This window comes from Frankia casuarinae (assembly GCF_000013345.1).
GTDB lineage: Bacteria > Actinomycetota > Actinomycetes > Frankiales > Frankiaceae > Frankia > Frankia casuarinae.
The window spans coordinates 3,509,775-3,531,519 of sequence record NC_007777.1 but is presented as its reverse complement, the minus strand read 5'-3'; the positions used below and the strand labels follow the sequence as shown (position 1 = coordinate 3,531,519).

19 protein-coding genes and 1 pseudogene are annotated in these 21,745 nt (G+C 71.8%); 7 read left to right on the top strand and 13 right to left on the bottom strand.

Annotated elements, in window-relative coordinates; genetic code table 11:
* Positions 1-51: 51 nt before the first annotated feature.
* Complete coding sequence (locus tag FRANCCI3_RS14985; RefSeq protein ID WP_011437366.1) at positions 52-6,297, bottom strand: type I polyketide synthase; 6,246 nt, start codon at positions 6,295-6,297, stop codon at positions 52-54.
* Positions 6,298-6,814: 517 nt separating this feature from the next.
* On the opposite strand from FRANCCI3_RS14985, the gene FRANCCI3_RS28210 reads away from it, so the two are divergent.
* Together FRANCCI3_RS28210 and FRANCCI3_RS14975 are read left to right on the top strand one after the other, a co-directional pair.
* Positions 6,815-7,066, top strand: coding sequence for a hypothetical protein (locus FRANCCI3_RS28210; protein ID WP_035941505.1), 252 nt, complete (start codon positions 6,815-6,817; stop codon positions 7,064-7,066).
* 131 nt (positions 7,067-7,197) lie between these two features.
* Positions 7,198-8,634, top strand: coding sequence for a bifunctional cobalt-precorrin-7 (C(5))-methyltransferase/cobalt-precorrin-6B (C(15))-methyltransferase (locus tag FRANCCI3_RS14975; protein WP_011437365.1), 1,437 nt, complete (start codon positions 7,198-7,200; stop codon positions 8,632-8,634).
* Between the two features lie 45 nt (positions 8,635-8,679).
* On the opposite strand, the gene FRANCCI3_RS14970 is transcribed toward FRANCCI3_RS14975, so the two are convergent.
* Entirely contained in the window at positions 8,680-9,588 is a 909-nt protein-coding gene (locus FRANCCI3_RS14970; protein ID WP_011437364.1) for a FadR/GntR family transcriptional regulator, read from the bottom strand.
* 182 nt (positions 9,589-9,770) lie between these two features.
* On the opposite strand from FRANCCI3_RS14970, the gene FRANCCI3_RS24755 reads away from it, so the two are divergent.
* Both FRANCCI3_RS24755 and FRANCCI3_RS14960 read left to right on the top strand, forming a co-directional pair.
* Positions 9,771-10,403: a polysaccharide deacetylase family protein gene (locus FRANCCI3_RS24755; RefSeq protein WP_236701492.1), complete on the top strand. Its 633-nt coding sequence runs from the start codon at positions 9,771-9,773 to the stop codon at positions 10,401-10,403.
* A complete protein-coding gene (locus tag FRANCCI3_RS14960) occupies positions 10,400-11,086 on the top strand; it encodes a hypothetical protein (protein WP_011437362.1) in 687 nt (228 codons plus the stop codon). The genes FRANCCI3_RS24755 and FRANCCI3_RS14960 overlap by 4 nt, the downstream gene beginning before the upstream one ends.
* Before the next feature lie 154 nt (positions 11,087-11,240).
* On the opposite strand, the gene FRANCCI3_RS14955 is transcribed toward FRANCCI3_RS14960, so the two are convergent.
* The 6 genes from FRANCCI3_RS14955 to FRANCCI3_RS27345 form a co-directional block, all read right to left on the bottom strand.
* Positions 11,241-12,245 carry a CAP domain-containing protein gene (locus FRANCCI3_RS14955; protein ID WP_011437361.1) on the bottom strand — a complete coding sequence of 335 codons (1,005 nt, stop codon included), beginning with the start codon at positions 12,243-12,245 and terminating at the stop codon, positions 11,241-11,243.
* A 76-nt stretch (positions 12,246-12,321) separates the two neighbouring features.
* Positions 12,322-13,188, bottom strand: coding sequence for a biotin-dependent carboxyltransferase family protein (locus tag FRANCCI3_RS14950; protein WP_011437360.1), 867 nt, complete (start codon positions 13,186-13,188; stop codon positions 12,322-12,324).
* A gap of 24 nt (positions 13,189-13,212) precedes the next feature.
* A complete protein-coding gene (locus FRANCCI3_RS14945; protein WP_011437359.1) occupies positions 13,213-13,959 on the bottom strand; it encodes a 5-oxoprolinase subunit B family protein in 747 nt (248 codons plus the stop codon).
* Positions 13,960-13,969: 10 nt separating this feature from the next.
* On the bottom strand, positions 13,970-14,875 hold the full coding sequence (locus FRANCCI3_RS14940; RefSeq protein WP_011437358.1) for a LamB/YcsF family protein: 906 nt from the start codon (positions 14,873-14,875) through the stop codon (positions 13,970-13,972).
* Between the two features lie 12 nt (positions 14,876-14,887).
* Complete coding sequence (locus FRANCCI3_RS14935; RefSeq protein ID WP_011437357.1) at positions 14,888-15,109, bottom strand: hypothetical protein; 222 nt, start codon at positions 15,107-15,109, stop codon at positions 14,888-14,890.
* A gap of 136 nt (positions 15,110-15,245) precedes the next feature.
* Positions 15,246-15,797, bottom strand: a complete 552-nt coding sequence (locus FRANCCI3_RS27345) for a MarR family winged helix-turn-helix transcriptional regulator (RefSeq protein ID WP_011437356.1) — start codon at positions 15,795-15,797, stop codon at positions 15,246-15,248.
* A gap of 192 nt (positions 15,798-15,989) precedes the next feature.
* Between FRANCCI3_RS27345 and FRANCCI3_RS27075 the strand changes: the two genes are divergently transcribed.
* The gene (locus FRANCCI3_RS27075) at positions 15,990-16,868 is read left to right on the top strand and encodes an alpha/beta fold hydrolase (protein WP_167534316.1); all 879 of its coding nucleotides are present in this window, start codon (positions 15,990-15,992) and stop codon (positions 16,866-16,868) included.
* 17 nt (positions 16,869-16,885) lie between these two features.
* Positions 16,886-17,401 (top strand): cupin domain-containing protein, encoded by a 516-nt coding sequence (locus FRANCCI3_RS14920; RefSeq protein WP_011437354.1) that lies wholly within the window; start codon positions 16,886-16,888, stop codon positions 17,399-17,401.
* 43 nt (positions 17,402-17,444) lie between these two features.
* On the opposite strand, the gene FRANCCI3_RS14915 is transcribed toward FRANCCI3_RS14920, so the two are convergent.
* From FRANCCI3_RS14915 to FRANCCI3_RS27070, 3 genes are all read right to left on the bottom strand, one after another.
* Positions 17,445-17,705 (bottom strand): hypothetical protein, encoded by a 261-nt coding sequence (locus FRANCCI3_RS14915; protein ID WP_236701495.1) that lies wholly within the window; start codon positions 17,703-17,705, stop codon positions 17,445-17,447.
* A gap of 600 nt (positions 17,706-18,305) precedes the next feature.
* Entirely contained in the window at positions 18,306-18,974 is a 669-nt protein-coding gene (locus FRANCCI3_RS14910) for a pyridoxamine 5'-phosphate oxidase family protein (protein ID WP_011437351.1), read from the bottom strand.
* 46 nt (positions 18,975-19,020) lie between these two features.
* The gene (locus tag FRANCCI3_RS27070) at positions 19,021-19,182 is read right to left on the bottom strand and encodes a hypothetical protein (protein WP_165758351.1); all 162 of its coding nucleotides are present in this window, start codon (positions 19,180-19,182) and stop codon (positions 19,021-19,023) included.
* Between the two features lie 121 nt (positions 19,183-19,303).
* On the opposite strand from FRANCCI3_RS27070, the pseudogene FRANCCI3_RS14905 reads away from it, so the two are divergent.
* A pseudogene (locus tag FRANCCI3_RS14905) lies at positions 19,304-19,534 on the top strand (zinc ribbon domain-containing protein); the annotation flags it as partial.
* Between the two features lie 537 nt (positions 19,535-20,071).
* On the opposite strand, the gene FRANCCI3_RS14895 reads toward FRANCCI3_RS14905, so the two are convergent.
* Both FRANCCI3_RS14895 and tnpA read right to left on the bottom strand, forming a co-directional pair.
* A complete protein-coding gene (locus FRANCCI3_RS14895) occupies positions 20,072-21,271 on the bottom strand; it encodes an RNA-guided endonuclease InsQ/TnpB family protein (RefSeq protein ID WP_011437349.1) in 1,200 nt (399 codons plus the stop codon).
* Complete coding sequence (gene tnpA / locus FRANCCI3_RS14890; RefSeq protein WP_011437650.1) at positions 21,268-21,690, bottom strand: IS200/IS605 family transposase; 423 nt, start codon at positions 21,688-21,690, stop codon at positions 21,268-21,270. Before tnpA ends, FRANCCI3_RS14895 begins: the two co-directional genes overlap by 4 nt.
* Between the last annotated feature and the right edge of the window lie 55 nt (positions 21,691-21,745).

Below are 21,745 nucleotides of genomic sequence, written 5' to 3'. Positions count from 1 at the left end.
AACGCTCAGCTCCGCCCAGACCGCCGCCGAGGTGCGGTGCGCGTCGATGCATCAGCGCCGCTCCAGTTCTGTGGGCCGCTCCAGTTCCGTGGGCCGCTCCAGTTCTGTGAGCCACTGGTGGAGGACCGCGGCGGTGGAGGCGGCGTGTTCGTTCATCATCGTCTGGTGATTGCCGGCGGCGTCGAGCCTTTCGTGCTCCATCACCCAGTCGGTCACCCAGGCCTGGCCCTCCCCGTCGGGGTTCTCGGCGACCGCCTGCTGGGGCATGCGCTCCATCGCCCGGACGAGGACGACCGGCGCGTTGACGGCGGTCGGCCGCCAGCCCTCGAACAGGTCCAGGTAGGCGCCCTGCGCGGTGACCTGTGCCTCCGTCATCAGCGCGAAGGCCTGGTCGTTGAGGGCGACGCCGCGAAGCTCCTCCTGGATGTCACCCTCGGGGATGCGGTCCCCGGGCAGCCACGTGTCGAGCAGCACCACCGCCCTGGGGTGGATCCCGCGGGTCTCCAGCCGGGCCGCGATCGCATGTGCCAGCCAGCCACCCGAGGAGTAACCCGCTAGCACGAGGGGGATCTCGTCGAACGCCCGGGCGATGGTCTCGGCATGCAGGTCGACGACGAGATCCGCGGTGGCCGGAAGCAGCTCCCCGTCGCCGAATCCGGGATGCGGCAGCGCGTACACGTCCCGCCGGCCATGCAGGTGCAGGGCGAGGCGGGCGAAGTTGTGCGGTCCCGACGGGGCAACCATCGAGGGCAGGCAGACGATGGTGGGCCTGGCCGGACCCGAGGCGAGTCTCACCGGCGCGGCGGGCGCGCCGAAGGCCTCGACGGTGCGGAAGACGGGCCTGAGCCGGGCGGCGGCCCGCAGGACACCGACGCCCTCGGCGAACTTGCCGTCCGTGCACGCCTGCCGGTACAGCTCGCGCACGCCGATCGGCGCGACCTGCGTCCCGGCCCGCGCGGGGGGTCCGCCGGGCACGATGTCCGGGTGCCGCTGGGTGGCGAGGGTGGCAAGGGTGGCAAGGGTATCGAGATGGCGGGTGAGCTCGCAGACCGTCGGATGCTCGAAGACGACGGGCGTGGCCAGGGTGAGGCCGGTGGCGGCGGCCAGTCGGCGGCTGAGCTGAACCGAGGCCAGTGAGTCGAAGCCGAGTTCGAGGAAGCGGCGCTGCGGGTCCACGTCGTCGGGCGACGGGTACCCGAGGATGGCCGCGGCCTCCGCCCGCACGAGGTCGAACAGCGCGCGGGCGCGGGCAGGCCCGGGCAGCGTCCCGTAGTCCACCCGGGCGGGGGGCGCGTCGGTGCCGGTCGGGTCGGCGTCCCCCTCGGGTCCGGCCGTCGTGGACCGGCTCCATAGATCGTCGAAGAAACGCCCGGGGCGGGCGGCGGTGAAGGGTGGGAGGAAGCGCTCCCAGTCGACGTCGGCGACGGTGAGCGCGGCCTGCCCGCCCGCGACCGCCCGGGTGAGCGCGGTGACCGCCGCGTCGGGGGGCAGCGGGGTCAGGCCACGGCGGCCCAGGTAGTCACGGAACGTGGCCTCGGCGCCCATTCCGGCATCGGCCCACGGGCCGAACGCGACAGAGGTGGCGGCGAGACCAAGCGCGTGCCGCCGCGCGGCGAGGGCGTCGAGGTAGGCGTTGCCCGCGCTGTAGGCGGCCTGGCCGCCACTGCCCCAGGTCGCCGACACCGACGAGAACAGGACGAAGGCCTCCAGCCTGGTGCCGCTGGTGTCGCTGGTGCCGGTGATCCCGTCGGTGTCGCTGGTGTCGCTGGTGCCGGTGATCCCGCCGGTGCCGTCGAGTAGCCGGTCGAGGCCGGCGGCGCCGGCGACCTTCCCGGCCACGACCTCCGCGAACTCCCCGAGATCGAGTTTGTGTAGGGCGGTCACCTGCCCCATGACACCGGCCGCGTGCACGACGGCGGACACCGGCCGGCCCGCCTTGGCCAGTCTCCGCAGCAGGGCGGCGAGCTGTTCGTGCTCTCCCACGTCGCAGGCCTCGATGGTCGCCTCGGCGCCGAGGGCGGCGAGTTCGGCGCGTAGGTCCTCCGCCCCCGCAGCCGCGGGGCCACGGCGGCTGACGAGGACGATCCGGCGCGCACCGTCGCGGGCGAGCCGGCGGGCGGCATGCGCGCCGAGGGCGCCGGTGCCACCGGTGATCAGGACCGTGCCGTGAGGCCGCCACGCTGGCGGGACGGTGTCGGTCGGTGCACCGACGGTGTTGTCTGCTGCACCGACGGTGTCGGCTCTGACGAGGCGGGGTACCAACAGCCCGGTGGCACGGGCGGCGAGCTGGTCCTCGCTACCGGGGGCGGTGAGGGCGGAGCCGAACCACGCCAGCGTCTGATCGTCGAGGTTGGTCGGGATGTCGATCAGACCGCCCCAGGCGTCGGGGTCCTCCAGGGCGAGGGCGCGGCCGAGTCCCCACATCATGGCCTGGTCCGGGGTGGTGACGGGGTCGTCGGGACCGGTGGTGACCGCGCCGCGGGTGACGCACCACAGCGGTGCGGACACGTCGAGGTCGTGTAGCGCCTGGACGAGCGGGACGGTGAGGGCGAGCCCGGTGGTCAGCGCCGGATGGATGCGGTGCGGCGTGTCGTCGAGGGCGAGCAGGGACAGGACGCCGCGTACCGCCTGCACCGTCTTCTTCCCGGCGGGGCCGCCGCCCGACGGCGGTATGGCGCCCGACGGCGGTATGGCGTCGGGCAGCGGTATGGCGTTCGACAGCAGCGCCGCGACCCGGGCGCGGTCGGCGTCGTCGCCGGTGAGGGTGAGGGTGACGGCCGTGCCGCCGAGGCGTTCGATGATCCAGCAGATGCGGGAGAGCATGTCCTCGTCGACGGCGGCGGCCGGGGTCAGCACCGGCCACACGCCGGACAGCGGTGGCGTCGCGGTGGCCTGGGCCGTCACGGCGATGGCCTGGGCCGTCACGGCGGTGGTGACGTCCTCGGAGTCCAGGGGCCGCCACTCGGTGCGGTAAGACCAGCCGTCCGGGTCCGCCGCGCGGGCCGTCCCGACGGTCGGGCTACGGGGCGCGGGGACAGCGGTGGTCCCGTCGAGCCAGTAGCGCCTGCGCTGGAACGGGTAGGTGGGCAGCTCCCGGTGCCGGGCGCCGCGTCCCCGGTACAGGGCGCGCCAGTCGACGTCGACGCCGTGGACGTGCAGCTCAGCCAGGGCGGTGAGGAGGGTGTCGGGTTCGGGGCGGCCGGCGCGGGACGCCGCCGCGGCCACCGTGTCCCGGGCGTCGCGGGTGTTCTGGGCGTCCCGGGTGCTTTGGGTGCTTTGGGTGCGCTGGGTCTTCTCGGTGCGCTGGGCGTCGGCGGCTAGGCAGGCCGGCAGGAGCGCGGTCAGGACGGCGTCGGGACCGAGTTCGAGGTAGGCGACGGCGCCTTCGCGGTGCAGGCGACGGGCGGCGTCGAGGAAACGGACGGGTTCGCGGACGTGGCGTACCCAGTGGTCGGGGGTGGTGAGCCCGGCCTGGAGGTCGAGGTCGCCGGTCCGGGTGGAGACGACGGGGATGGCCGGCGGGGAGTAGGTGATCTTCTCGGCGACGGCTCGGAACCGGTCGAGCATGTCGTCCATGTGCGGGGAGTGAAAGGCGTGGCTGACCGTCAGCCGCCTGATGGCGCGGCCGCGCTCGGCCCAGCCGACGGCGACGCGTTCGACGAGGTCGGCGTCGCCGGCGATGACGGTGGCGCTCGGGCCGTTGACGGTGGCGATCTCGACCCGCCCGGCGAGTCCGGCGAGGGACTCGGCGACCTCCGCCTCGCCGGCGCGGATGGCGGTCATGGCTCCGCCGGCGCGGCAGGCCTGCATGAGCCGGCCGCGGGCCGCGACGAGAGCGCAGGCGTCGTCGAGGGTCCACACTCCGGCGACGTGGGCGGCGGTGAGCTCGCCGATGGAGTGCCCGGCGAGGATCCCCGGGGCGAGACCCCAGGATTCGAGGAGCCGGAACAGCGCGGTCTCGAAGGCGAACAGCGCGGGCTGGGTGTACTCGGTGCGGTCGAGCGCCGCCGCGCCCGGGGAACCGGCGGGGGCGAACATGACGTCGCGCAGTGGGTGTTCGAGATGCGGCGCAAAGTGGGCACAGACGTCGTCGAGGGCGTTGGCGAAGACCGGGTAGGTCGCATGGAGTTCGCGGCCCATCCCGGGGCGTTGGCTGCCCTGGCCGGTGAACAGGAAGGCGGTTGCCCCCCGGGCGGTTCCGCTTCGGCGGAGCGCTGGTCGGACCGTGCCCAGGACCAGCCCGGCGCTGGGACGGGCCTCGGCCAGAGCAGCCAGGGTCCCGGTCAGGGTCCCGGTCCCGGTCAGGTGTGTGCCGCTGCCGCACGCCGCCGATCCGCGGACGACGGCGACGGCACGGTGCTCGAAGTGGGTGCGACCCGCCATGGTGTATCCCGCGTCCAGGGGAGAGATCTCGGGATGGCGCTCCAGGTGCGCGCCGAGCCGGGCGGCCGCCGAACGTAGCGCCGCGTCGCAGCGGCCGGACAGGACGACAGGCACCGGGGCGCTCGCCGGGTTCTCTCCGGCGCGGTCCGCACCCATGGCGTCCGTTCCCGGCCCGGGTGGTGCTTCCTCGATCACGGCGTGAGCGTTGGTGCCGCTTACCCCGAACGCCGACACCGCCGCCCGTCGCGGCCGGCCGTCCCGGCGCTGCCAGGGGACGTTTCCAGTGAGCAGGGCGACGTCGCCCGCCGACCAGTCCACGTGCGGGGACGCCTCGCGCACGTGCAGGGTCCGCGGCAGGACGCCGTGCCGCATCGCCTGCACCATCTTGATGATCCCGGCGACGCCGGCGGCGGCCTGGGTGTGGCCGATGTTCGACTTCAGGGACCCGAGGTAGACGGGCCGCCGTGCCGCACGGTCCTGGCCGTAGGTGGCAATGACGGCCTGGGCCTCGATCGGGTCACCGAGCGTCGTGCCGGTGCCGTGCGCCTCCACCGCGTCGACGTCGGCGGCGCGCAGCCCGGCGTTGGCCAGCGCCTGGCGGATCAGGCGCTGCTGGGACAGGCCGTTCGGCGCGGTCATCCCGTTGCTGGCGCCGTCCTGGTTGATCGCGGTGCCACGCAGGACCGCGAGGACGTGATGGCCGTTACGGTGGGCGTCGGAGAGCCGTTCCAGCAGCAGCACGCCCGCGCCGTCGGCCCAGCCGGTGCCGTCGGCGTCGGCGGAGAACGCCTTGCACCGCCCGTCCGACGCCAGGCCCCGCTTGCGGCTGAACTCCACCAGGATCCCTGGGGTCGACATCACGGTCACCCCACCGGCCAAGGCGAGGTCGCATTCGCCGGCCCGCAGCGCATGGCCGGCCAGATGCACCGCCACCAGGGACGAGGAACACTGGGTGTCGATGGTCAACGCGGGCCCTTCCAGGCCAAGCGTGTAGGAGACGCGGCCGGCGATCACGCCGGAGGCGTTGCCGGTGAGTAGTTGTCCCTGGGCTTCGGCGGGCGCCGCATGCCAGGCGGGGCCGTAGTCCTGCAGCGACACCCCGGTGAAGACGCCGGTCCGGCTGCCCCGCAGCGACCGTGGGTCGATGCCCGCGTGCTCCAGCACCTCCCAGGAGATCTCCAGCATCAGCCGCTGCTGCGGGTCCACGGCATGTGCCTCGCGCGGACCGATACCGAAGAATCCCGGGTCGAACAGCGCGATGCCGGGCAGGAACCCGCCATGGCGGGTGTAGGCGGTGCCAGGCTGATCGGGATCAGGGTCGTAGAGCGCGTCGAGGTCCCAGCCCCGGTCGTCGGGCAGGCCGCCGACGGCATCCCGGCCCTCTCGCACCAGGTCCCACAGGGCTTGCGGTGAGTCGACGCCGCCGGGCAGCCGGCAGGCCATGCCGATGATGACTACGGGATCATGGCCCCGGAACGGCTCCGAGCCGACCTCGCCGGTGGCAGGAACGGCGGTGGCCGGCGGGACGGCCGCGGGGACGGCGGCGGGGACGGCGGCGGGCTCGTCGATACCCAGCAACTCACGGCGCAGATGGTCGGCGAGGGCCTCGGGGGAGGGCCGGTCGAACAACAGCGTCGCGGGCAGGCGCAGACCCGTCGCAGCGGACAGTTCGTCTCGCAGCCGATCGGCGATGCCGCGGTACACCCCGAGACCACGCCAGGAGGACTCCCGGCCGAGGATGGCCGCGTCGCCGCTGCGCTCGGTCAGCACGGCGACCCGGCCGGCTATCAGGTCCAGCAGGAGCTCGCGCTGGGCCGTCTCCGATCGGCCGGTCAGCCGCAGACGCCACGCCTCGCTCGCCCCACCACCGGTGCCGCGCGGCGATCGTGCCTGGATTTCGCGCGTATCGCGCATGCAAACTCCCAGCGTCCTATGCAATGAGGAAACGACGCGTCGGCGACAGCCGCGTCCGTCGCCGGGCGTTCGCCTTCGTTCGTTTCGGCCACGGGTCGACGGACAACGAAGAAGGCCGCCACGGACCAAAGCCAGGGCCAGCCGTCAGCGCTCGGTACGGAGTGGGACAAAGTCCCGGAAAGCCGGGGCCGAGAACGACTTGGAATATCTCCTCTGGACGCGGAAGGGCATGGCTCAGGCAACCGGCGAGGAGTCGGAGCGCGGAGCCGTCCGCTCTCCGTAGAGAGTGTGACGCCCCCATCTCCTCAGGGTACGACCATGCCGGCCGGGGTGCGTGTCGTCGGTCACGTGTGAACAAGCATGAACGCCATGGTGCCCGACGCTGCGTTTGGGCTTCAAACGTCCTGGCGCGATCGGGCCATGTGAGAATTTACCCGGCCATCCTATGCGCAGGTCCCGGAGCGCTCCTGGTACCTTGGCGTACAGATGTCTGCTCTTCCTGTTCCTGGGTTCGTAGGTGATCAGGACTTCGAAGGCCACACCGATCGCGGAGCCGGCGTGCAACGTGTCGGGGATCGCATTTCACCAGGAATTGCTACCCGATACGGCGGTGATTTTCCATCCCATGGCCGCCGGCGGCCGCCGTGCCCGGCGGCGGCTGATATACCCGCGGACCGCTGCCGCGGCTCGGTGGTGGGACGCGGTCGCGGGGCAGGTGGCGGAGGTCGCCGACCAGGCCTGTCCGGACGAGGCGCACAGCTATTCTTGATCCTCCTGGCCGACGCGCTACGCTCGCCTGTTGTGTCCGACACTGCCGCCACGTCGGCGACCGACACTGCCGCCACGTCGGCGACCGCGCCCGGATCCGGTGACGTCACCGGATCCGGGTCCCCCGGGCCGGTGAGTTCCGCCGACTCCAGCTTCGCCGACTCCATCCCCTCCGCTGTGCGCGTCACCGTGGTAGGTATCGGGGCCGACGGCTGGGCGGGGCTGGCGCCGACGGCACGTGAGGTGGTGCGCGGGGCCGCCGTGCTGTTCGGCGCCGATCGCCAGCTTGCCCTCGTGCCCGAAAGGATCGACGGCCAGCCCGTTGGAGGCCGGCGGGTGTCGTGGCCGTCCCCGCTGCTGCCGGCCCTGCCCCGCCTGCTGGCCGGGCACGCCGGCACCGGCGCTCAGGCGGGGCAGGGTGAGCTCTGTGTTCTCGCGAGTGGTGATCCGATGTTCTTCGGGATCGGCACCACTCTGGTCCGGCTGCTGGGAGCGCACCGGGTGCGGGTCCTGCCCCATCCTTCGTCGCTCTCCCTGGCCTGCGCGCGGCTCGGGTGGGCCGTGGACGACGTCGACGTGGTGAGCGCGGTCGGACGTCCCCTCGCGCAGGTGCAGGCCGCACTGGCGCCGCGTCGACGGCTGCTCGTCCTCAGCTCCGACCGGGCCACGCCCGTCGAGTTCGCCACCTTGCTCGTCGGGCGCGGGTACGGCGAGAGCCTGCTGACGGTTCTCGACCGGCTCGGGGGGCCGGACGAGGCGTACCAGAGCGCCCCCGCCTCCGCCTGGGTCGAGGCCGGTGCCCGGGCCTGGGTTCGGGCACCGGCCGCCGTGGAGCACCCGGGCGGGGCCGCCTCGGCCGTGCCGCCGGGGTCAGCTGTGTCGCAAGGGTCGGTCGTGCCGCAGGTGCCGTTGCGCGAGCCGGCGGACCTCAACGTCGTCGCCGTCGAGCCGGTGCCCACGCCGTCCGCCCCGCACCGCTCGCGGACGCCGGGCTTGCCTGATGACGCGTTCGAGCACGACGGTCAGATCACCAGGCGGGAGATCCGGGCGGTGACCCTGGCCCGGCTCGGACCGGTCCCGGGCGAACTGCTGTGGGACGTCGGATCGGGCTCGGGCAGCATCGCGATCGAGTGGATGCGCACCCATGGCACCTGTCGCGCGATCGCGATCGAGCCGCGGGCGGAGCGCGCCGACCGGATCCGGCGCAATGCCACGGCTCTCGGCGTGCCGGCGCTGCGGATCGTGCCCGGCCGGGCGCCCGAGGCCCTGGCCGGGCTGCCGGCGCCGGATGCGGTCTTCATCGGGGGCGGCCTCACGACCCCCGGGCTGCTCGACGCCTGCTGGGCGGCGCTGGGCGGACGTGGCCGGCTCGTCGCCAACGCCGTCACCCTCGAATCCGAGGCGCTCCTCGTCTCCTGGCATGCCCGCCTGGGCGGTGATCTGGTCCGGTTGTCAGTGAGTCGGGCGGCCCCGATCGGTGGCTTCACCGGATGGCGCCCGGCGAGGCCGGTGACCCAGTGGACGGTGTGGCCCGCCGCCCACCGATCCGTCGATCCGTCGAAAATGTAGAAGGTTGACGGTCTCCAGAGCGTGCCCAACCCTCTACAGTTCGATTCAGCCGAGCAGGTCCAGCACGCACCGGTCGGCCGGACCGCCGGGGATCGCGTGGTCGGGGGCGGCGAGGTGCCGGTGCCAGAGATCGGCGGCGCCCTGCGTGTCGCCGGCCTCGATGAGGTCGATGAGCGTGGCGTGGATCCGGCGGGTCGCACGGGCGGACGATCGGTCATCGGCGGCGACCGCGGCAAGGCTGGTCTCCTCCGGACGGTTGTCGGCACCGGGGTGACCGCCGTGGCTGTTTGTGAGCTCCACGAGATGCAGGAGCATCCCGGTGATCACGGTCAGTGACTTGTTTCCGGTCAGCTCCACCACGGCCAGGTGAAAGGCGGCCTGGGCCGAGGCGAGCGCGACGGGATGGTCGGCGGCCTCGTCACCCTCGTGGAGGAGCTGGCGCAGCCGGGCGACGTCGGCGGGATCACGCCGTTCGGCGAGCAGCGCCGCGCACGGCGGCTCGATGACGGCACAGGCCTGGTGGACGTCGCCCAGGGTGGCGCCGCGGTGTTCGAGGACGAGACCGGCGTAGCGCGCGGCAACCTCGGGGCTCGGGGTGTGGACCCGCGCGCCGCCGTGGGCCCCGCGCCGCACGAAGATCAGCGCTTCCGCCTCCAGCACCCGGAACGCCTCGCGCAGGGTGGGGCGCGAGACTCCGAACTGCGCCATCAGCGTGGGTTCGGGCGGTAGGGCGTCACCCTCGCTGAGCTCGCCGCGGATGATCCGCCGCCGCAGCTGGCTGGCGACGAGTTCCGCGGTCTTGGGTACCCGCACCCGCTGGCCGACCGGGGACGCGGCGGCCGGGACGTGGGCGGGCGAGACCGGGGGCGCCGGGTTCGGGGTGGCCTCCGTGGTGGATGCCCCGGCGACGGACGTGCCCGGGATGGTTCCCGCCGGAGCGGCTGGCCATGCCATGAGCGGTCCTCCTGCACGGCGGGCGTCGATTGTTGCCTAATGATCGTCGGATATCGGTGGACTGTGTGGCATATTTATGTTAACAGACGACGATTCGTCCGGATTGTCGGCATCGTGGCCTCGACATCATGCGTGTCGAAAGAGTGCGCCCGATCCACAGCACGACTCCGACGTGGCCTGACGTGGTAGGGCCTGACGTGCTTGATCCGAAGCCCGACCGTCTCGTTCCTTCGCGCGGGTGCTTGTCGGCCGCGGTCGCCCTGACGATCGACGACGGTCCGCATCCGGTGTGGACGCCGCGGATGCTCGACGTCTTGCGCCGCAACCGGGTCCAGGCAACGTTCTGCCTGGTCGGGGCCCAGGCACACGCGCACCGGGACCTGGTGGGCCGCATCATCGCCGAAGGGCACTCCGTCTGTAACCACGCGATGACCCATCCCCAGCCGTTCAGTCATCGCACACCGGCGCAGATCCGGGCCGAGATGGTCCGCGCCCAGTCGGTCATCGTCGACGCGGGTGGGAAACCGCCCCGGCTCTTCCGCGCGCCGGGTGGTGACTGGTCGCCGGCCGTGCTCGCCGCGGCCGCGAACCTCGGCATGACCGCGATCGGCTGGGACGTGGACCCCCGGGACTGGGCCCGACCGGGCACGCCGCGGATCGTGCGCTCGCTGACCGCGGCGCGGCCGCGTCCCGGGCCGCGACCGGCGGTGATGGTGACCTGGTGTTTCGTGGATCGGGGTTCGCCGTCGGTGAGGGTTCATCGGCACCGGGCGGGGCACGTTCCTGGCGTTGGCCACGGAAGGAGCTCCCGATGACCCACGTCGCCGACATCGACTCCCCCTGGTTGGGCGCCTGGCATATTCCCCGCAGCCGGGGTGTGGTCAGTGGTCTGCTGCTGATGCTCCTGGGCGTGTGGGGGGCGCTGATTCCGTTCGTCGGGCCGTACTTCGACTTCGCCTTCACCCCGAACAGCGCCTGGACCTGGACGTCGGCCCGCTTCTGGTTGGAGGTGCTGCCGGGTGCCGCCACATTCGTCGGTGGGTTCCTGCTGCTGATGAGCTCCACCCGCGGCACCGCCGCGCTGGGTGCGTGGCTCGCGATCGTCGCCGGCGCCTGGTTCGTCGTCGGCCCGACGCTGGCGGGACCCTGGGACCTCGGCGCGCTCGGCCGGCCGGTCGGTGGGTCCGCCCGGCAGGCGCTCGTCTGGATCAGTTTCTTCTACGGCCTCGGCGCCGTGATCCTCTTTCTCGGTTCGACCGCGTGGGGTCGGCTGAGCGTGCGGGGGGTGCGCGACGTGGCCGCGGCGCGCCGTCAGCGGGAACTGCGGGAGCAGGCGGCCATGCGTCCGGGCCCCCTGGCGGAGTCGGAGGTCTATCCCAGCGACCGCCTCAGTGCCCCGGCCCCGGCCGAGGGGGCCCCGGCCGAGGGGGCCCCGGCCGAGGGGGCCGAGGAACGCACGGGCGCGTTCGGCCGTCATCGGCGCCGCAGCCACCGCTGACGGAAGGATCCATCGGGGAGGAACAGGGGAAGCGTGCGTCTCAGGGTGGGCCGTGCGTCTCAGGGCCGGCCGTGCGTCTCAGGGCCGGCCGTGCGTCTCAGGGCCGGCCGTGCGTCTCAGGGCCGGCCGTGCGTCTCAGGGCCGGCCGTGCGTCTCAGGGCCGGCCGTGCGTCTCAGGGCCGGCCGGGTGCCTCGGCCCGGAGTGGTTTCGTGGGTCGGCGCCGGCGAAGTCCTGCGTCCAGTAGGTGCCGTACGCGCCGCCGGTGGCGTAGCCCACGCCGATGGCGGTGAAGGCACAGGTGAGGATGGTCGCCCGCCGATCGGCGCTGTCCATCCACATCTGCACGGTCCGAGCCGCGGTGAGCGATCCGGCGGCGATGTTCTCCCCGACGAGATCGGCGGTGTATCCGCGGGCGGCCAGCCGCTTGTCGAGGCCGCGACCGTCCCTACCGGTGTAGCCGAAGTAGCCGTTCGCCGCCATGTCGGTGCTGTGCGCCTGCGCCGCGGCTGCCAGCCGGGCGTCGACCGTCAGCGCGCCGCAGCCCGCTCGGGCCCGCTCGATGTTGGTCAACCGGACCACCTCGGCGGCCTCGGTGCCGGTCCGGGGCGGGGCGACGGGCGGCGTCCGCCTCGGAGCCGGCGCGGACGTGCTCGTGCCCAGCGCGACGCTCGTGCCCGGTGCGACGCTCGTGCCCGGTGCGACGCTCGTGTCCGGTGCGACGCTCGTGTCCGGTGCGACGAGGGGTGCCTGCACCGGAACCGGCAGGCGGGTAGCGTCCGGCAGGCCCGCGGACGGTTCGTCGGTCCGCGACGGTAGCGGGGTCGTGGTCGTGGCCGTGGCCGTGGACAGGCCGGACGACGCCGTCGACGATGTCCTCGCCGGCTCCGCGACCGGCTCCGCGGTCGGGTGCGTGGTCGGCTGGGCGAACGACCCTGCGGTGAGCTCCGTGCGCGCCGCCCCGGACGGGTGCGGCGGGACGGGAGTCGCGGCGATCGTGATCTCCTGGTCGGCCCGGGCTCCCGTAGACGGCGTCGCCGACGCTGCCCTGCCGGCGGGAAACGCCTGGCAGGCCGTGGTGAGCGCCGCTGCGAGGGCGGCCACGGACGCGGCGGCGATGACGGTCGTGAACCGAAGCGAACCCAGCCGAACCGAACCCATAAGGCCTCCTCGGGTCTCCCCCCCGGGAGCAATACGAGCAAAGATAACTAATTCCGCGTGTGGCGCTCCTCGCCTGTCATCGTGTGGTCCAGCTGTGGTAGGGCCGGAACCGGATGCGCTGGCCGGGCCGGCATTGCGCGGCCAGGTGCAGATCCTCGGACGCGACGACGCCCAGCATGGGATAACCCCCGGTGACCGGATGGTCGACGAGGAAGAGGACCGGCCGCCCGTCCGGGGGGATCTGGATCCCCCCGGTGACGACGGCCTCCGAGGGCAGCTCCGCGGTGATCCGGCGGCGCGGCGCCGGCCCGACGAGCCGTACGCCGACCCGGTCGCTCTGGGCCGTCACCTCATAGGACGCGGAGAACAGCGTGGGCAGCGCGTCCGCGGTGAACCAGTCGTCGCGGGGGCCGGCGAGGACCCGCAGGGTCGGTTCGTCCGGGTACTGGGCGAGCGGGGCGAGGTCGACGGTTGGCGGGTCCGCGCTGTCGGCCGCCCGCGGCAGCCGCCGACCGGTGCTCAGCGGTTGCGGACCGATCCCGGAGAGGGTGTCACTCGATCGTGAGCCGAGCACCGGGGGGACACCGATCCCCCCGCGAATTCCGAGGTAGGTGCGCAGGCCCCGGTCGGGTGCCCCGATCCGCAACAGCGCGCCGGCGGGCACGTCCACCGGGGAGTACATGCTGATCTGGCGACCGGCGAGTTCCAGCGGGCACGGCGCGCCGGTCAGCGCGATCAGCGCCGGATCCGTGAACCGTGCGGTGAGGCCGCCGTAGGTGAGCTCGACCGCCGCCGCGGTCGCGACGTTGCCGACGAGCCGGTTCGCCAGCAGCAGACTGCGACGGTCGGCCGCGCCGGACCGGGTGATGCCCAGGTGCGCGAGCCCGGGCCGGCCGAGATCCTGGACCGTGGCGAACGGACCTGGCGCGACGATTTCGATCATGAAATCCCGATCATGACATTTCGATCACGACATCGACCGGGCGGCGTCAGCAATGGCGTCGGCGTCGGCGATGAACCGCACCCGCGTGCCCGGGGCCAGCACGGCGGGCGGCTCCCGGTCGGGATCGAAGACCCGCAGGTCGGTATGGCCAATCAGCCGCCATCCGCCGGGCGAGGTCCGCGGGTAGACACCGCTGAACTCGTCGGCGATGGCGACCGCGCCCGCGGGGACCCGGGTGCGCGGGCTGTCCCGGCGTGGCACGCGCAGCGCCGGGTCGAGGCCCGCGATGTAGGCGAAGCCGGGAGCGAAGCCACAGAACGCGACCCGGTGCCGGCCACGTACGTGCCGGTCCACGACCTGCGCCGGAGTCAGTCCGCTGAGCCGGGCGACCTCGGCCAGATCGGGACCGTCGTAGCGCACCGGTATCGTCACGACGTCCCGGTCGAGCGGGGGACCGGCCTGCGGCGCGGGGCCGGACGAGGGATCGGGACCGGCCTGCGGCGCGGGACCGGAGGAGGGCGTGGGGCCGGAGGAGGGCGTGGGGCCGGACGTGCCGGGCTGAGCCCCGGCGGCGCGCAGCAGGGCGGCGCTCAGGCGTCTGGCGTCGGTCGCCGCGGGATCGAACGCGACCAGCACCGTCCGCGCCGCGGGAACCAGTTGGATGATCCCGACCGGGGCGATCCGCCGCAGCCGCGCGTAGAGGGCCTCGGCCTCGGTCAGGCCGGCCACCTCGACGAGCAGTGCCTCGTCACCGCAGGGCAGGATGCGCATCGCGATCCTCTCAGCTGAACGGGATCAGGGGGACACCCGCGTCGAACAGGGCTTGGCGCAGCCGTCTGACCATCTCGACCGCGCCCGGCGTGTCCCCGTGCACGCAGAGAGAGCGGGCGCCGACGTCCACCGGTGTGCCCTGCTGGCTGACGACCACGCCCTTGATCGCCATCCGCACGCCGCGCGCGACGATGACGTCGGGATCGTGCAGGACGGCGCCGGCCGTGCGCCGGGAGACCAGAGTGCCCGCGGCCGTGTAGTCGCGGTCGGCGAACGCCTCGCCGACCGCGGTCAGGCCGGCCTCGCTCGCGCGCCGCAACCACGCCGATCCGGGCAGGCCCAGGACCGGCAGCGTCGCGTCGTAGCAGCGGATGGCCTCGACGACGGCCTGCGCCTGCTCCTCGTCGGTGACGATGGCGTTGTAGAGGGCGCCGTGCGGCTTGACGTAGCGAACCCGGTCGCCGGCCGTCCGGGCGAAGGCGTCCAGCGCGCCGAGCTGATAGAGGACGTCGTCACGTAGATCGTCGGGGTCCATGTCGATGCGGCGACGACCGAAGCCGGCGAGGTCGCGGTAGCTGACCTGGGCGCCGATGCGGACTCCGCAGCGGACCGCCTGCTCGCACGTCCGCCGCATCGTCGCGGGGTCGCCGGCATGGAACCCGCAGGCGATGTTGGCGCTGGTGACCAGGTCGAGTAGGGCCTCGTCCTCGGTGAGGCGCCAGACCCCGAAACCCTCGCCGAGGTCGGCGTTGAGATCGAGGGGACGCGGCGGATCCGCCGGAGGCGGTGGTGCGACGGGATGTGCCCGTCCGGCCGGAGGCGGTGGCTCGACCGGGTTCGGTGGATCGGCCTCCCCGGTGGTCGCCCGGTCTGGCCGAGGTCGCTCCCGCCTGCCGGGATCTCGCTGGTCGCCCATGCTGCCAATTGTTCACCACCTCGGCACTGGCGATCCGCCCCCGTCGGCACGGTGGCGGGTGAGCCATCCGGTCACCTTGTGCGGCTTGAGATCCAGGCCGGCCAGGATCCTGCCGACCTGAGAGGCGGATATCGGGGCGAAGACGGTGCCCGCGACCTGGGCGGAGATCGCCGCATGAGTCCAGGTGACGGCGGGCCCGGGCGGGGTGGCGGTGGCCGCGGCGACCACCGCCACGCGCGCCAGGTCGTCATAGCGGCGCGGGTGCTGTCAGGTTCTCTGTGTGCGGGTTCGTCGGGTAGATGATCCGCCGTACCGCCGCCGGGAACGGTCCGGACAAGATCGCCGCTTAACAGTTGGAGCCGTGGGATGGCTAGGTTGCCTCGACGGCTGCGGCGGGCTCAGGCTTCAGCGCCCGGATGATCGGCTGCGCCGCCGCGAGCGACTCGATCAGACGCTGATACCGGTCGGTGCCCAGGGCGTCGGCAATATGCGCCTCGAATGCCTCAACCGTCTCGTGGGCACTGACGCGGGCGCGGGCGCCCGCGTCAGTGAGGTACAGGCCGATGCCGCGGCTGCCGGGAACCAGCTTGCGCTCGATGCAGCCGAGCTTTTCCAGCCGCGCGGCGATCTGGCTCAGCGCCTGCTGGGTCTGTGGTGCGCGCCGGCTGAGCTCGGCGATGGTGAGGCCCGGGCGCGCGTTGAGATTCTCCAGCATTCCCAGGCTGGCCAGCGAGAGCGGACTGTCCCCGAGCGCGGCTTCTCCCAGCAGCGACGTGCGGATCGAGACGGCCCACAGCAAGTGCACGAGCCAGTGCTCCCAACGGTCCTCCTGACCTGCCTGACCTGCCTGACCTGCCTGACCTGCCTGACCTGCCTGACCTGCCTGACCTGCCTGACCTGCCTGACCTGCCTGACCTGCCATGGCGTCACTATAGCCCAAGCACCTTGTAGTAATCACACGTTGATATTACAGCATCTTGATTTCACAAGACCTTGTAGTACGCTCGGAGGCGTACAGGAACTCAGTAACGCGAGAGGAGGACCAGTGGTTCAGGAACCGACAAGCACGCCGAGCCTGGGGGCCCCGGCCGACCCGGCGCCGCCGATCCGCGGCTTGCGATCGGAATACGCCCGGGTCGGCGGCCACCGCCTGCACTACTGGACCGGCGGCCCAGACGACGGGACCCCGGTGCTGCTGTGGCATGGCTTCCTCGCCACCGGCTACGCCTGGCGCGGGGTCGCCCCCGCCCTGGCCGACGCCGGAATGCGCGTCCTCGTCATCGACATGCTCGGCTACGGCGACAGCGACAAGCCGGGCGGCACCGATCCCTACAGCGCACGCGCGCTGGCCGAGCAGGTCCGCGCCCTGACCGCCCGCAGCGGGTTCGGCGCCGGCCGGCCCATCCTGCACGTCGGGCACGACATGGGGGCGCCCCCGGCCCTGCTGTGGGCCGCCAGCCACCCAGAAGAGACCCGAGGCCTGGTCTACGCCGAGGCGCCCACCATGCTCGGCGGCCCGTTGCGGGACGTCCTGGCCTACGCCCCGGGCACCATGACCACAGGGTCCATGTGGTGGTGGATCTTGCCGCTGGCCCCGGGAGTGCCGCAGGCACTGATCGTGGGGCGTGAGGAAGCCTTCCTGCGCTGGTTCTACGACGGCCCGGCGGGAGCGCCCCGTGCGTTCGACGAGGCCACGGTGGCCGAATACCTGCGCACCTTCTCCGGGCCGGCCGGGGTACTCGGCTCCATGGGCGTCTACCGCGCCGCGTTCGCCAGCATCGCGCAAACCGAGCCGCTGCTCGTACACCCGACCCCCGTCCCCGTCCTCGCCGTGGGCGGCGAACGGGGCCTGGGCCAGCAGGTCGGCCGGATGCTGTCGCCGGTGGCCTCGCGCCTTAGCACGTCCATCCTCGACGGCGCCGGGCATTTCCTGCCCGAGGAAGAGCCCGAGCGGCTCGCCGCGGCCATCACCCTGTTCAACGACCGGATCTGAACGACCGAGGAGGAACGATGAGCTTCACCCCGCACACCGCCAGCCCGGCGACGCAGCCGGCGACGCAGCCCGCGACGCGCGGCTACGTCCTTGGCCCGGATGAGGGCAACCCCTATCACTGGCTCGGCACCCTCAGCCTGACCAAGGTGATGGGCTCGGTCACCACCGGCAACCTCGACATCGTCGACCACCGCGTTCCGCCCGGCTACGCGCCCCCGCCACACGTGCACCGCGACTCCGACGAGGTGTTCTTCCTGATCGACGGGCACCTGGAGGTGCACTGCGGCGACGACGCGTGGGAGGCCGGGCCCGGCTCGCTGCTCTTCCTGCCGCGGGGGGTCCCGCACCGCTTCGTCAACGCCGACCAGCCTGCCCGCACCCTGCTGATCAACGCGCCCGCCTCGTTCGCGGACCTGGTCGTCGCCATCGGCGACCCCGCGCCCGGCCTTGACATGCCCGGCCCGGACGCGCCGGTGCCGTCAACGGAGGAGATCTTCGCCCAGTCGCAGTGGTACGGCATCAACCCCGCGTGACGGACGGAGCGAGCCAGACAGGCAGGAAACCTCATGGTCGACGTCAGCCGCACGAGCAGGCCCCCGATACCCAGGACGTCGTCGAGCAGCCCCGCACCCGGTCGATCTCGCCGCCGGTGCAGTCGATCAAAACCTTGACCTCCACGTCACACGTGCCCGGATCCGCCGTCACGAAGAATCCCACCACGCCAGCACCGACAGCACTGCCGCGGAAGACGCCCACGCCGTCACCGTCACCGTCACCGTCCGCGGCCACGGCGCCCTCCAGGTAGCCATAGTCGATGGGGTACACGGCCTCCGGCACCCGGGGGTGCCTGCTGCCGGCCGGGCGGTGCACCACCAGCCGCGAGGTAGCCGCCAACTCGTTGAGGTAGCCGCCAACTCGTCGAGGTTGCCGAACAGCCGTGCGCGGGACGCGTCAACCATGATCACCGCCGAATCGGGGAGGTCCGCCAAGGAGACCACCGACATGAAGTGGTTCAGGGCGAAGAGCATGGTCCTGCCGCCTGACGTGAACGGCGACTCCCGGCCGGTGCCATCGGCATGCTGGACGGCAACTGGACGTGACCGTTCCCTTCGTCGCTGCCCGGGCCGTCGGCGAACAGGGTGCCCTGCACACTCTTGCCGTGGCCCCAGCAGCTGCCCGCGGCTACCGTGGCTGTCCTCCGAAGTAGCCACCGCTCAACACCTCGGCTGATCGGACGCCGTTCGCGTGATCGCAACATGGTCGTCCAGCCGGGACTCGAACCAACTCGCGAGGCCGTGACCAGCACCGTTCCACAGTGCTGGATCTCAAGCGACAGATCGCGAACCGTATTCACCCAGGCCAAGATCATGATCAGAAAAAGGGTGGACCTGACACGGCAGCAGAAGAACCGATCGGTCTTGGTCGAAGGCCCTGAAATCACCGTCCGCCCGGTCGGGACGCGGCAACTGACCAGGAACGATGCCAGATAAGGATCGAAATGATCGAACCACGGCCGGCCTCGAACGCATGTTCCGCAGGGTTGGTGGGACCCTCCCCACGGTGAGTCGCTCGACTGTGGTGGGAGGGAATCGTGGGCGACGATCCCGTCCGGCGGGGGCTCATGGCAGCGAGGTGGATGAGTTCCTCCTTGGTGAAGACGTTCGCCAATCTCCGGCTGGCGGGGTCGTGATCGTGGCGGCACTGGTCCGAACGCCCGGCCCCGACGCGATCCACCAGCATGGCCAGCGCCCGCGTCTTCTCCTCGTCGTCCCGGACCAGACGGGCATCGGCGTGGATCACCACCGAACGATAGTTCAGTGAATGATGGAAAGCGGAACGAGCCAGGACAACGCCGTCGAGAAGCGATACGGTCATACACATCCGGATCGGCGCGGATCTCGCCAGAATGGCCAGCCTTGCCGCGCTGGAGGCGTGCACGTACACAAGATCGTCGGCGCGGACGTGCATCGTGGGCAGGACATGCGGCTGCCCGTGTACGACCAGGCCGACGTGGCAGACGAGTGCCTCGTCCAGAACGCTGTGCACAGCCTCGCGCTCGTGGCTGACTCGATCGGAGCTGCGGGTGGGTCGCAACATACTGGGCATGCTGCCCGTCGCGGGGAGCGATGTTCACCGAAAATAGGTCGGGCACTTACCAGCCGTGAGCGGAAACGGAGCGCGGCGGGAGCGTCCCGAGCGGCGGTGCGGTGTGTTCGTGATGGGAGAGGCCCTCCAGGTCCAGGAAGTTGTCCTCGGGCTCGACTGTGGTCTCCTTGAGAAGATTTTCCACCCGCTGCACGGTGAGCTGTCGCACCACCTCCGCTCCCGGGACGTAAGTATTCGGAAGTCCCGTTGTTGATCGGTGCCGGTGGTGCTGGCTGGGGTCTGCGTGTGGCCTGATGGGCGACGGTGGGTGATGTCCTGATGGCTGGATTGGTGTGCTGCGTGCCAAAGCTGAAAGCGCCGGGCGGACGGTTGTTGAGGTGAACGCCCGCCACACCTCCCAGCGGTGCGCCGAGTGCGGGCACGTCGCGAAGGAGAACCGTCCCTCGCAGGCCGAGTTCCGCTGCGTGAGGTGCGGGCACTCGGCGCACGCCGACGAGAACGCGGCGATCAACATTCTCAGGGCAGGGCTTGCCCTTCAAGCTGACGCTCAGGCGGCTTGAGAAGCCGCCGGCTTTAGCCGGCGGAGGAGTCACTTCCCCAGCGAGCTGTGCATCTCCCAGACCAGGATCTGTTATGCGCGCCAGCATCTATGGTCTGACCAGTGCAGTAACGTGCCCCGGTCGTCTCGCCCGCGCCGCCTCGGGCACCCCTCAGACACACGCAGAAGGGGCGCCCGATGGGCGCCCCTTGACGGCCGATTCTACCGGCCCGGCCGTTGGGGCGGGGTTCCGTGACGATGAGCCGGCGGGTGCCCGGTGAGCGCCTCCACCGCCGCCGAGCGGGTAATCCTCCGCGACGGCGACTGGGAGCTTGAGCAGCTCCTCGACGGCCTCGGTGACGATGACGACGGGACCCGCCGCCGGCCGGTCATCGCGGAGACCACCATTCGCTACCTGGTGTGGGTCGAAGACGAGTACGCGACCGCGGATCTCCAGGAGGACCATGAGCTGATCGAGGGCGCTGAGGTCGTCGACGGCGACATGACGGTGACCGACCCAGACGACGTGACTCCTCTGACGCCTAAAGGCGTCAGCTTCTCAGGAAGCTTGCGCCACCTGAAGGGCGAGCCCCGCCCCGAGTATGTTGATCGCCGCGTTCACGTCTGCGTGCGCGGCGTGGCCGCACTCCACACAGCGGAACGTGGCCTGACTGGGCCGGTTCTCCGGGGCGACATGGCCACATTCGGCGCATCGCTGGGAGGTGTGGCGGGGGTTGACCTCGACGACGACCCGCCCGGCGCTTTCAGCCTTGGCACGCAGTGCGTTGAGGAACACCCCCCACCCGGCGTCGAGAATCGACCTGTTCAGCCCGGACTTGGCGGCCTGCCCGTTCGGCAGGAACGCCCCCGGCTGGTCCGGGTCGGGCTTCGGCTTGGCCCGGCGGACCATGCCCTTGACGTTCAGCTTCTCGACAGCGATCAGGTCGTGGTCGGCGACCAGTTCGCGCGCGGTCTTGTTCGCGAGGTCGACGCGCTGCCGGGCCACGGCCCGGGACTGGTTCGCGACCCGAGTAGCCGCCTTGCGGCGCCGCTTCGAGCCGCGCTTCTTACGGGCAAGGTCGCGCTGCGCGTTGGCGAGGCGCCCGGCGGCCCGTTCGAGGAAACGCGGGTTGCCGTAGTGCTCGCCGTTCGACGTGCTGGCCAGCGAGGCGACACCCAAGTCCACGCCGACGACGGCGCCCGTTGGTTCCAGCGGCTCGGCGGGCACGTCGTCGCAGGACAGCACGAGGTACCAGCGGGCACCCTCCCGCCTGACGGACAGCGTCTTGACCCGGCCAGCCACTGGCCGGTGCTGGTGGACCTTGACGTGGCCGACGCCCTGAAGGCGGACGAACATCGTCTTCGGGTTCTCGGGCTGCGAGTCCCAGAGGCACCCGTCACCGTTGGCGGGCCACGTCACCGTGTCGAACCAGCCGGCGCCCTTGAACCGCGGGTAGCCGGGCGTCTCGCCCGCCTTGACCCGGCGGAAGAACGCGGCGAATGCGAGATTGAGGCGACGCAGGGTGGCCTGCTGAGAGGAGAACGACCAGCGGGCCTGATCCGCGTCAAACCCCCGAATGTCCTTGAGCTGGGCCGACTGGCCCCCGTAGCGGACCGTCGTCTTGCTCGGATGCCGGTAGGCATCGCGCCGCTCCTGAAGCGCGGCGTTGTACAGCGCCCGGTGGTCGTCGAGCATCGCCGTCAACGCGATCTGCTGGTGCGCGGTCGGGCGGAGCAGGAACTTGTACGACCGTCTCAACGTGGCACCCCCGTGCGCCACGGCCGCTCGTTCTGCGTATCGATGTACCGGCGGACCGTCTCGGCGGACACCGCGCCGACGGTGGCAACGAAGTACGACCGGGACCAGAGCGTGGGCAGCCGGGAGCGCAGGTGCGCGAACTCGCCGCGTAGCACGTGGGACGTGAAGCCTTTGAGCTGGTTGGCGATGTACGACGGGGCGTGCTTCGGATGAGCTTTCACGAACAGGTGCACGTGGTCGGGCTCGATCTCCAGCGCGACGATCAGCCAGTCATGCTCGGCGCACTTCTCGCGGATCAGCCCGTCAAGCCGGTCTCGGACCGGACCGACGAGGACAGCACGGCGGTACTTCGGGCACCACACGACGTGGTAACCGAGGTCATAGGCGCCACCCGCGCCGACCTGCACCGTCCGGGACATGCCGTTGATTATACCAGCGTGGCCGGTATAACCGTTGCGGTCCGTGCCGGATTCC

What these genes read in the sequence shown, in the direction of transcription:
- FRANCCI3_RS14985 (WP_011437366.1), bottom strand. Translation starts at nt 6,297, where the DNA reads ATGCGCGATACGCGCGAAATCCAGGCACGATCGCCGCGCGGCACCGGT.
- FRANCCI3_RS14920 (WP_011437354.1), top strand. Translation starts at nt 16,886, where the DNA reads ATGAGCTTCACCCCGCACACCGCCAGCCCGGCGACGCAGCCGGCGACG.
- tnpA (WP_011437650.1), bottom strand. Translation starts at nt 21,690, where the DNA reads ATGTCCCGGACGGTGCAGGTCGGCGCGGGTGGCGCCTATGACCTCGGT.
- FRANCCI3_RS14940 (WP_011437358.1), bottom strand. Translation starts at nt 14,875, where the DNA reads ATGGGCGACCAGCGAGATCCCGGCAGGCGGGAGCGACCTCGGCCAGAC.
- FRANCCI3_RS14950 (WP_011437360.1), bottom strand. Translation starts at nt 13,188, where the DNA reads ATGATCGAAATCGTCGCGCCAGGTCCGTTCGCCACGGTCCAGGATCTC.
- FRANCCI3_RS14960 (WP_011437362.1), top strand. Translation starts at nt 10,400, where the DNA reads ATGACCCACGTCGCCGACATCGACTCCCCCTGGTTGGGCGCCTGGCAT.
- FRANCCI3_RS14910 (WP_011437351.1), bottom strand. Translation starts at nt 18,974, where the DNA reads ATGCCCAGTATGTTGCGACCCACCCGCAGCTCCGATCGAGTCAGCCAC.
- FRANCCI3_RS14955 (WP_011437361.1), bottom strand. Translation starts at nt 12,245, where the DNA reads ATGGGTTCGGTTCGGCTGGGTTCGCTTCGGTTCACGACCGTCATCGCC.
- FRANCCI3_RS14970 (WP_011437364.1), bottom strand. Translation starts at nt 9,588, where the DNA reads ATGGCATGGCCAGCCGCTCCGGCGGGAACCATCCCGGGCACGTCCGTC.
- FRANCCI3_RS27345 (WP_011437356.1), bottom strand. Translation starts at nt 15,797, where the DNA reads ATGGCAGGTCAGGCAGGTCAGGCAGGTCAGGCAGGTCAGGCAGGTCAG.
- FRANCCI3_RS14945 (WP_011437359.1), bottom strand. Translation starts at nt 13,959, where the DNA reads ATGCGCATCCTGCCCTGCGGTGACGAGGCACTGCTCGTCGAGGTGGCC.